Raw genomic sequence first — 11,111 nt, forward strand, 5'->3', positions numbered from 1 at the left:
ATTCGTTACGGATTAAAACCAGGATGGGAAAAAAAGCCCAGTTCACAACACTGTATAAAAACAATGCTAAAACCTGTCTTGAATCGAAACTCTTGGCGTACTTGCCGGCGATGATTTTCCTACGGAAAATCATCGCCGGCAATCGCCGCACTGTTTTTATACGGGACGTTGCCTGCAAGCTTGAAAAGAAAAGAGATAAATCGAGGAGCGGACCTCTGACATAAGGATTTTGAAAAAGTAATACCCTGATTAAAATATGATTTTAAAATTGTCCAATCATCTTTTTTATAGAATCTACTGGTGGAATGTTCGGATCGTAAAGGAAAAGGATTTCCCGGTATTTTCAGCCCTATTAGGAATAGCTGTTTTTCATATCCTGAACTTCTCGGCAATAATCTTTGCTTTTTACACTTTTGTTCTTAAAGATGTACAGCTTTATCCAAAATGGCTTCACATTTTGTTTATGTTTTTAATTCTAACAGTTGATTATTTTCTATTCATCCATAACGGACATTATAAAAAATTAATTTCCAAAAATGACGTTTCGGATAAGAATTTTCAGAAGTTGGATTTTGCCATAATTATGTACCTATTATTCACTTTTGCGATACTCGGATTTGTAATTATTAAGGGGCGAGAGCTTCTAATTTGAAAAAAGCCTGCAGGCAACAATGTATAAAAACAATGCTTAAATTAGTCTCAAATCGAAACACTTGGCGTACTTGCTGCGTCTGATTTTCCTTCGGAAAATCATCGCCGGCAATCGCCGCACAGTTTTTATACGAGACGTTATCTCTCATTTGAAAAAAACACTCGACATATTATTAATTTTAGTTGCTATTGTGGTAGTCGCATTCGTAGGACTGACAATATTTGGAGTTTCAGTTATGGGAACCAAAACGGACTCTGATTATTTCGAAAAGCGATATCAAGGTTCTACAGAATTAACTGAAACACGAATTTTATACTCTTTCGGATTAGACACCATTCAGTGGGAAGAATATGTTTTGAAACGTAAAGTTCAATTGGATCTTAAAAAAATAGAACGAGATTCAACTATTAGTTATCATTACGTAGATCCTAAAGATAGTCTTGCTAACTATGGCTCAGTTCAATTTGTAAGGCGGGATAAATCGCTCTACATTTTAGGAGAAAAACATCACATTCTTGAGCCTAAAAAGTACCATAATAAACATTTATCCCAGTTCCCTTTTGACTTGTATGAATTAGTTGAGCCTTATGATGATGCCAACGGACCATTCCTTTTCAATCCTGATTACGGTCTTCTAAATTTAGAAGTTTGGTCGGCTGGCAAGCAGATGTTCTATTTACCGACGGATTCGAAGATTAATATTGAAAAGGAATTATTGAGGAAATAAAAAAGGAAAAAAACGAGAGATAACAACATATAAAAACAATGCTTAAATCAGTCTCGAATCGAAACTCCCTGCACGCTAGTTCAGTGGATTGTCCTGCGGACAATCACGCTTACCAGCTCGCACAGTTTTTATACGAGACGTTGTAAACAAGGCAAAAAAATCATCAATTCGATGGTTTGTTTTTAAGGCAGTCCTTTTAAAAAAATGTAACAAAAAGATCTGGACTACTACTTATATGGAAAATCAAATTCCTTATTGTTAGCAATTCAAGATATAGATTCTCTATTTCTAGAAATAAATGTGAAAAATTAATAATCGAAACTATAAAACGTAATTAACTAAAATGAAATATATCCTTTTAATACTAGCGGTACTTATCTTCTCAGGCTGTGGTGGATCAAAAGCTAATGAGTATCTCAAACAAGGGAATACTGTCCAAAAAGATTACAAAACAACTATTCCTTTTGAAATGAGGAAAGGATTCATGATTGTAAAGGTTAATATTGGAAATGAAGTCTACGATTTTTTATTAGATACTGGCAGTTCTACCATTTTGTCAAAAGAACTGGCTGATAAAATTGGAATGACTCCTTTGGGGTCAGAGAATGTGGGCGATATCTTCGATGAAGAAAAGAGATTGCAATATGGGAAAATTGAAAATATAAAAATCGGAAATATTGATTTTCAGAACACAGTAGGAGCTGTACTTGATTTTGAAGGTACTGTTTTGAGCTGTCTAAATATAGATGGTTTATTGGGCTCTAATTTAATGAGACATGCAGTTTGGGACTTCAATTTTGAAAATCAGACAATTACTTTCACAAATAATGAAGATTCTTTGGATATCCCTAATAACAACAAAGGCAAAAAAATGTATGTGGGATTTGCAGGAATCCCGTCTATAACAATTAAAGTGAATAATAAAAATGTTCTAAATAACACTGTTGATTTCGGATTCACTGGAGAAATAACTTTACGTTCAAAAGAATTCGAGAAACAAAAAAGATCGGAAAGGATTACCCAATATGCTGAGGGATATGGAAAAGTCCTGGAAGGAGCCTATGGTCAGGGCAAAAGCTCAACTTTTTATACTTCAAAAATTGAGAAGATAAAAATTGGAGATATTGTATTAAACGATAGGATTGTAAGAACCTATGCTGGTGTGCACAACGGCCTTGGTCTTGGATTTTTTAAAGATTACAGGGTAATAATGAATTGGGGAGACAACCGGATAAAGTTGATTGAAAAATCACAACACGAATACGAGGGTTATCAGACGTATGGTTTCAATTGGATGGTTAAAGATAATGCAATATATATCAGCGCTTTGATTAAAAACACCAGTGCTTCACAAAATTTAGAATTAGATGATCGGGTAATCGCCATTAATGGAACTGATTATTCCGAAGGAACAGAAATTAAAAAGTGTGACTTTATAGGAAAAGGTTTAACAGATAATTCCAATGACGAAATTTCTATTACTGTTTTGAGAAAAAATAAAAGACACACTTTTAATCTGAAGAAAACGGAGTTTTTTCCTCTTCTTGATGAGTCTACAACAACTTTATAATCGATGGTAAAATTCGGATGAAAATCTGATTTTACCACTCAAAAAAAGGTGATTTTTAAAACAATAATTTGAGGCTTGGGAAGAATAGCGCCCTGACAATGGCAACGGATTAAAAACTAGGCAGGATAAAAAGCCCAGTTTACAACATTATATAAAAAACAATGCTCAAACCTGTCTCAATTCGAAAGTCCGTGCTCGTTTGCTCAGCGGCTTGTCCTGCGGACAATCAAGCTCGCCCGCTCGCACTGTTTTTATGTGTGCCGAGAAGCAATGACGGCAAAATATCATTGCATGCTGTATCTGAGATGGTGGGATCCAGTCTTACTGGGCGAACCACCGCAAGCGCTGTATAGGCGGGGCTTGCAAACCACCTAAAGGTGCTGTGGTAAAGAGCCATGGTGCTGAGCGTTTAGGAAAAGGTAGACCAACGAGTTTATCAGGTATGAATAAAAGAGATGAACGAAAATGAACCACTGAAGAGGTGTCGAGAAAGTGCTTACATTCTGTCAAAAGCTGTAGAGGTAAAAATGCAGTGATAAGTACAGCGGAAACCTATTTACTGGCTGTACGGCAGGCGTCATTCAGGTGGCATGACTTTTATTCGGGCTCATTTACGGAACTCGGGAACCTGTACAATAGTGTCAAGGGAAATGCACAATAGGATCAAACTAGAGGCAGAATACCAAGATATTGTCCAGGGACGGACTAACCCGTAGTAGTGATGAAATTCCTGTAATGGGAATGGAGCGAAGGGGTTAGGTTATACAGTTTAATAACATTTACCAACTCGATTTTATGAGGATGAGTTTATGGAATGAAACAAAATCAATACCAGTAAGTCGTCAAATGGTTTGGACGGCTTATAAGAAGGTGAGAGCCAACAAAGGAAGTGCAGGGGTAGACTCTGTGAGCATGGAAGAATTTGATGCTAACAGATCGAGACATTTGTACAAACTTTGGAACCGTATGGCATCGGGGAGTTATTTTCCCCCTCCAGTTAAAGAAGTGGAGATTCCCAAGAAGGATGGAAAAGTTCGCCAACTTGGAATTCCCACTATCAGCGACAGGATAGGACAAATGGTTATCAAGGACTATTTGGAACCTCGTTTTGAAAAGATTTTCAGCCCTAACTCTTACGGATATCGTCCAAATCGGAATGCCCATCGAGCATTGGAAGCGGTACGGCAAAACTGCAGGAGACAGAACTGGGTCATAGATCTTGACATTAAGGATTTCTTCAATACAATTGATCATCAGAAGCTAATGCTGGCAGTAGAGAGACACGTCCCTGAAAACTGGGTATGTCTTTATCTCAAACGGTGGCTCGAAGCCCCAGTGCTTAAGACATTCGGTATACTACAGGCCAAACAAGGCAAAGGAACACCACAGGGAGGAGTAATAAGTCCTCTTTTGGCAAATTTGTTCCTTCATTATGCCCTTGATAAATGGCTGGAACAAACCGATGTGACAGTGAAATATGCCCGATATGCTGATGACTGCATACTTCACTGTCAAAGCAAAGCTCACGCAGAACATATTCTTAAGGCGGTTAATAAGAGGATGGAATCCTGTGGTTTGCAGTTGCATCCAGGCAAAACAAAAATTGTCTATTGTAAGGACGGCCGCAGGAGAGACGATTATTCAGTAGTAAAATTTGACTTTCTTGGATATTCGTTCCAGCCTCGGACAACAAAATCCAGAAAGACAGGAAAGATGTTTCTGGGCTATGATTGTGCCATAAGTATAAGTTCTCGAAAACGTATTGCAGACAGATTGGAAGAACTAAAATTCGAGAGAGTAAGCTTCAAAAGCATTGTAGGAATAGCCCATTACTTAAACCCAAAGATTCGGGGCTGGGTGAATTACTATGGACGCTTTCGGAGATCTGAGCTCTCGAAGGTTTTCAGATTGTTGCGCGTCCGATTGATTAGGTGGACAAGGAAACGGTATAAACGCTATAGAACAAGGTTAAACCAGGCTCACAAGTGGTTAGATCGGGTAAGAAAACAGTTTCCTTACCTCTTTTACCACTGGAAGCTGGGCTTTTCTTGTTAAATTGGCTATGATTTGTATAACAAGAGCCGTATGATGGGAGACTATCACGTACGGTTCTGTGAGAGACTTGGGGTGAAACTCCCCTTGTCTACTCGACACGGGACGTTGTGCACAAGCGTAAATAATAATATTTATGAAAATTTATAGAATAGGGTCAGAGGTTGAAAAATATCAATGGATAATACCGGAAATCAGTGATGAGGATGATAAATTACTGACTGTTTCTCTTTTTAATGGTGAGGAAAAAGATGGCTGGCCAGAAGATATCAATTTCTATGTTTTTAATCCTAAAAAGTTAAAAGGTAATTTTTTTAATTTAGCTGGTGGAAGTGCCTTAGTTTTTGATCAGGTTGTTTATGATAGTCCTGTTTTCGATTTATTCGAACAAGCTGGTCAAATTATTCCTATTAATTGTTCTGGAGAAAAATTATATATTTTAAATGTTTTAGAATGTATAAATATGCTTGATCTAAATAAATCCAAATTTGAGGTCTATAATGATGGTTCAAAAGGGGATGTTCTAGATTTTTATTTCCATGAAGATCGAATTTCTGAATCTTGTATTTTCAAAATACCACAAATGAATGCTTCGCAGATACTTACTTATAGCGGCGTTAAAGATGCAAGTGATGAATTTATTCATCTTTACAAAAAATTTAATTTTTCAGGTTTAGAGTTTGAAAAACTATACGAAAATCCTGCACCAGGTAGTCTATGACCTTTTGATCAAATAAAAAAGTAAGAACTTCTTTTTCTAGAATAGAATAAAGCCTGTGCACAACATTATATAAAAACAATGCTAAAACCTGTCTCAATTCGAAACTCCGTGCTCGCTCGCAACGCCTGATTGTCCTGCGGACAATCAAGCTCGCCAGCCAGCACAGTTTTTATACGGGACGTTAGCATTTATTGTAAAAAACCAATATTAAAACTGATAATTAATTATGAACAAATCAACTAAGATTTTACTAATATTAATCGGAATCGCATCCATTGGAGTAGGAATTTCGTCATATATATCTGAAAAAAACACTTTCAATCCTTATTTTGCAATAGGTATCGGAGTGGCTTTAATCTTTACTGTCATTTCAGTAAAGCCTGAGAATAATCAAAATTGACTCCATTGGATTTGAAAAAACTTATAGCTTAATTCTAAATTGGAAGGTTTCGAAAAGCCGTCCGCCAGAATTCTTACTCGAACTGGAATTGAAAATCGGAGCGGGTTCTTTTACTCAGGCGGAGTCAAAAACTGACCACAAGGCGGTCCATTTGCTTTGGTATTCAGAAACCTTTATCCCGGCAATTTCACTCAGTCGGATTAAAAAACACAAAGGAAAAATATCGGACGGAAACAACAAATGCTAACAAAATATAAAAACAATGCTAAAGCCTGTGCCAAAACGAAATTCTGCTTGCTTGCTGTGCCTGATTTTCCTGCGAAAAATCACGCTTGATCGCAGCACTGTTTTTATATGAGACGTTGTAAAACATCTAAAAATCACGAACTGAATGGGAACTTGGGGAACAGCCATAAAAAGTAATGATACTTCAGCAGACATTTATGCTGATTTTTTTTACTTGTACAATGAGGGAAAAGAGCCCAGCAAAATAAAGGACAAACTGATTGCCGAAAACCCAGAAGGAAGTAATGATTTTTGGTTTGCTTTGGCTTTAGCTCTTTGGGAAACAAAAAGTTTACCAACCGAATTACTCGAAAAAGTCCGCCAAATAATCAAAAGCGAATCGGACTTAAAACTTTGGGAAGAACTTGATGCAAGTACATCCGATATAAAAAAGCGGAAAGTCGTCCTCGAAAAATTCCTTACGAAATTAGAATCGGAAAAACCTAAGGCAAAGGCTCCAAAAAAGAAGAAAATCAAGGAACCGATTTTTGAAATTGGAACTTGCCTTGTTTTTAAATTAGAAAATGGAAACTATGGAGGAGCATTAGTCTTGAGCTCGGATTTGGAAACAGGCTATGGATATAATCTAATTGTAACTACAAGACTAAATCAATTAACTAAACCGACTTTAGATGATATTGAGAATAGTGAAATTTTAATAAATAATTTTGGGAATTGGCAACAAAGTATAAATTGGTCCTGGTACCTGCCCGATGATTTTCAGACTGATAATTTCGAGCCAATAGGAAAACTGGAAATCGATAAAAAATATCATCCAAATGAAACTAAAACACTGGTTGGATATACAGCTAATTGGGATTTCATCAGTTCTTCAATCCTAAAGCAGGTGGAATACGAAAAAACCAACGGGAAAACCAAAACTTTTCCAACAAAGCGATTGATAAAGAACAAAAAACGAAAATGGTGGCAACTCGGATAAAAAACGTTTTACAACAACATATAAAAACAATGCTTAAATCAGTCTTGAATCGAAACTTCCAGCTCGCTTGCTCAGCGGATTGTCCTGCGGACCTTCACGCTCACCAGCTCGCACAGTTTTTATACGGGACGTTGTAAACAAGGCAAAGAAACATTTCTAAAAATTGAAGTCTGAATTCCCCTTTATATAAAGCACTAAGACAATTAACTAATGAGAAAATTATTTTTATTCGTGGTATTGGCCACTACTCTAAATTCAAATGCGCAAATCACAAAAGGAAACTGGCTTGTGGGGGGGAATTTTAAATTCTACAACTCAACATCTGAAAGCACCAGCAATGATTTTACAACAACCAATACCGGTCTAGGCTTCAACTTATCCTCTGATTTGGGCTATTTTATAAAGGATAAATTTGCCGTAGGACTTGTCCCGACGTTTGGCTATGGGAATCCTGAAGGTTCTGGAAATAGTGGTTATGGTTTTGGAATTGGTCCCTTTGCACGATACTATTTTCTAAATCCTGAGAAAACAATAAATATTTTCTCTCATTTGGAATATCAATTTAATAATGGATATAGACAGGGAGAAAAGGCTACTGAAACCCAAAATTTTAATGTCAAAGCTGGCCCTGCTATCTTTTTTAATAATAGTGTGGCTATGGAAATAACATTGGAATACGCCTATGGGAAAGTCACTTCCCTTTTGGGAAGTGGTAGCGAATCAAAAGTTAATGATTTTAATATTGGTATAGGTTTTCAGATCCACCTGGAAAACAGATGATTGAAATTTTGTCAGAAGGTCATAGAATTGGAACTGGAAAAGCCCAGTTTACAACAATATATAAAAACAATGCTCAAACCTGTCTTGAATCGAAACATTTGGCGTACTTGCTGCGTCTGATTTTCCTGCGGAAAATCATCGCCGGCAATCGCCGCACAGTTTTTATACGAGACGTTGGCACACATTTCAAAGAAAATACAAATATGAAAGAAAATTTCATCTCTCATTCTAAGCAATTATTGAGAAAAATAAAAACTGTAGATTTAATTAAGAAGATAGAGGAGTTCCGTAATACTGATACAAAAAGGATAAAAGATGAAGAATTATTCAAAGAAATTTCAAAAACAATATCTGTTAACGTAAATGGACAAGAAGAAGCGATTTTGTTTCCAAGAATCGCCAAATATCCAAAGAAAACAAGATTCTATAGAGTCAGGAAAGTTGAAAACGAGGATCATTTTATTCCCTTAAAAGCAATGACATTTGAGAGTGATGCCTGGAATCCACCTGAAAAATTTATTACAAGAAGAGGAAGATTAAACAACGTCAATGAATCACTTCTTTACACCTCACCTGGAGATCCATCAGTCGCAGTAGAAGAATTAAAAATTCAAGATGATGAAAGATTTTGCCTTATCGTATACGAAGCAACAGAGGAAGTAAAAGTTTCAATGATTGGACTTTGGGAAGATATACCCGAATTAAATGAAGAGGAAAATTTAAAAATGAGAATTATTAATAATTTCCTGCGAGACGAATTCACAAGAGATGTTGGGGAAGGAACAGAGTTCTTATACCGCGTGTCTGAGCGAATAACCAAAGATTATTTTGACTTACCTCCTAAAGTTGTACAAGATGCCTGGTGTTATCCGTCCATAGCTAAAAAACAATCTGTAAATGTCTGCTTTAGACCAGATATAGCTAAAAATTTATTAGAACTAGTTGGAGTTCAGATTTGTAAAGTACAAAAGGAAAAAAACGGATACTTGTTCAATTGTAATGCAATCGCTTCTGGTTTTGATAGTAATGGTAAATTTATTTATCACAGTATTGATAGTGAACATTGTAGAAAAATATTTCCGGAAATAATGATTGGATAAAACGTGTGCCAACACTGTATAAAAACAATGCTAAAACCTGTCTTAAATCGAGACTCTTGCGTACTTGCTGCATCTGATTGTCCTGCGGACAATCAAGCTCGCCAGCTCGCACAGTTTTTATACCGGACGTTGGCAAACATTTCAAACGATAATATTTAATTCAACTTTCACAAATTTTAATATCACAACTATGAAGAAAATTACGTTCATTATTATTTTTATTCTAATATCGTTTACAGAGGGAAAATCTCAAAATCTTGAACTTGGATTCGGAATTGGTACCGGCACAGCTTACATAATAGAAAATTCAGATAGTGGAATTAATATTGACTACTCAACACCTTTTAGCTCCTATGTAGATTTGAAATATTCAAAATCGGAAAATTACTTTGGTGCCAAAGTAAGATTTCAATATTTAAATTCTGGAATTAAAGGGACTAATTGGAAAAATAATAGTTTTGAAATTGATGGTGAAGTTACCTCCCTTACAACTTTCATACTTCTTGAACATTTGGAATCTGAAAATTGGAATTTTGGTTACAACTTTGGTTTTGGATATTCAAATCAAATATTAAGACCAGATTCGATTAATTCTTCGAATGAAATTGTCAGTAATTATATGAGTTTTCATTTAGGGGGTATTTTAAATAAAAGAATTAATGAAAATTTTTCATTTAAGGTTGAACCAAGTGTTTTATGGACTGACCCAGTAAATTCTTTTAGAAATAGTGATAAATGGCAAATTGCAGGAGAGGATATAAGTCTATTGTTGCAATTCGGAGTAATATACAGAATCAATTAAACGTTTGCCAACAATATATAAAAACAATGCTTAAAACTGTCTCTATTCGAAACTCCGTGCTCACTTTCTCAGCGGATTGTCCTGCGGACAATCACGCCCGCCAGCTCGCACAGTTTTTATACTGGACGTTGTAGCCTATTTTAAAAATTATGAATTTAGATCACGATTTTTTTATTCCTGACGAAAATGCGCAAAGAGAAATTGCTGATAAATTGAATTTCGATTATAACCTTGGCAGTCAAGATTGGGAGTATGAAGTATCTCATATAAGAACAGTTGAAGAATACATTCATTTATACCGACAGGAAAACACTACTTCCAAAGCACAATCTTCCCTGCTTGAAATGATACTTGATTCTATTGAAGATTATTTAGATGATTTGGAGGTTACAAAAGAAGATAAAAGATTTTCACTCCATTTAAAATTTATCGAAGAAGCGATTAGGACAAATTTAGATATTCATAATGGCACTATAGTATATTGGGTACAAGGTGATTGGAAAATTTCGAATTTCTTATTGGAAATAGTTATAAATCTTAACCTGGAAAATAGAATTCGCTGGAGACCTTATAAATAAGAAGAAACTGGCTACAACAATATATAAAAACAATGCTTTAACCTGTTTCAATTCGAAATTCCGTGCTCGCTTGCAACCCCTGATTGCCCTTCGGACAATCAAGCTCGCCAGCTCGCACTGTTTTTATACGAGACGTTACCTGCAAACCAAAATGAAAAGCAAAATAGAAGAAAATCAATTGGATATTTTTAAATCTGTAAGGTCAGAAGCAATTACTGAATTAACTCCTGAGCTTCTTGAATGCGGATTTGATTTAATAACCGAATCAGAAATATTAAAAGATATTCCAATCTTCGGCATCGGCTTTAAAAGTTATAGCTTATACAGGAAAGTGACTGAATCTTTTTTTACGAAAAAATTACTCAAATTTCTGATTGAAATAAAAGATATTCCCTTGTCTGGATATTCAGGTGATGCTGACCCCTCGTTCAGGCCATATTGACCCCTCTAGAGATTTTGGTCAAAAAGATAAGTTAATGACAATATTACAGTTTTTTTCTAAGA

Annotated in this window: 11 protein-coding genes; all 11 read left to right on the forward strand. The window is 35.7% G+C overall.

Annotated features, from left to right (window positions below):
• Positions 1-224: hypothetical protein (locus tag IE056_RS18560; protein ID WP_229793817.1), on the forward strand; the 224-nt coding region annotated here is incomplete at its 5' end.
• Positions 225-713: 489 nt separating this feature from the next.
• Entirely contained in the window at positions 714-1,379 is a 666-nt protein-coding gene (locus IE056_RS17980; protein ID WP_189606377.1) for a hypothetical protein, read from the forward strand.
• A 343-nt stretch (positions 1,380-1,722) separates the two neighbouring features.
• Positions 1,723-2,949 carry an aspartyl protease family protein gene (locus tag IE056_RS17985; protein ID WP_189606378.1) on the forward strand — a complete coding sequence of 409 codons (1,227 nt, stop codon included), beginning with the start codon at positions 1,723-1,725 and terminating at the stop codon, positions 2,947-2,949.
• Positions 2,950-3,744: 795 nt separating this feature from the next.
• On the forward strand, positions 3,745-5,004 hold the full coding sequence (gene ltrA / locus IE056_RS17990) for a group II intron reverse transcriptase/maturase (RefSeq protein ID WP_229793818.1): 1,260 nt from the start codon (positions 3,745-3,747) through the stop codon (positions 5,002-5,004).
• A gap of 133 nt (positions 5,005-5,137) precedes the next feature.
• Positions 5,138-5,722, forward strand: coding sequence for an imm11 family protein (locus IE056_RS17995; RefSeq protein ID WP_189606379.1), 585 nt, complete (start codon positions 5,138-5,140; stop codon positions 5,720-5,722).
• A gap of 791 nt (positions 5,723-6,513) precedes the next feature.
• A complete protein-coding gene (locus IE056_RS18000) occupies positions 6,514-7,347 on the forward strand; it encodes a hypothetical protein (RefSeq protein ID WP_189606380.1) in 834 nt (277 codons plus the stop codon).
• Between the two features lie 210 nt (positions 7,348-7,557).
• Positions 7,558-8,127, forward strand: coding sequence for a hypothetical protein (locus IE056_RS18005; RefSeq protein WP_189606381.1), 570 nt, complete (start codon positions 7,558-7,560; stop codon positions 8,125-8,127).
• Positions 8,124-9,227, forward strand: a complete 1,104-nt coding sequence (locus IE056_RS18010) for a hypothetical protein (protein ID WP_189606382.1) — start codon at positions 8,124-8,126, stop codon at positions 9,225-9,227. The genes IE056_RS18005 and IE056_RS18010 overlap by 4 nt, the downstream gene beginning before the upstream one ends.
• A 190-nt stretch (positions 9,228-9,417) precedes the next feature.
• A complete protein-coding gene (locus tag IE056_RS18015; protein ID WP_189606383.1) occupies positions 9,418-10,029 on the forward strand; it encodes a hypothetical protein in 612 nt (203 codons plus the stop codon).
• Between the two features lie 149 nt (positions 10,030-10,178).
• On the forward strand, positions 10,179-10,607 hold the full coding sequence (locus tag IE056_RS18020; RefSeq protein ID WP_189606384.1) for a hypothetical protein: 429 nt from the start codon (positions 10,179-10,181) through the stop codon (positions 10,605-10,607).
• A 151-nt stretch (positions 10,608-10,758) separates the two neighbouring features.
• Positions 10,759-11,049, forward strand: coding sequence for a hypothetical protein (locus IE056_RS18025; RefSeq protein WP_189606385.1), 291 nt, complete (start codon positions 10,759-10,761; stop codon positions 11,047-11,049).
• Positions 11,050-11,111: the final 62 nt, after the last annotated feature.

This window comes from Salinimicrobium marinum, assembly GCF_014651535.1.
Taxonomy (GTDB): domain Bacteria; phylum Bacteroidota; class Bacteroidia; order Flavobacteriales; family Flavobacteriaceae; genus Salinimicrobium; species Salinimicrobium marinum.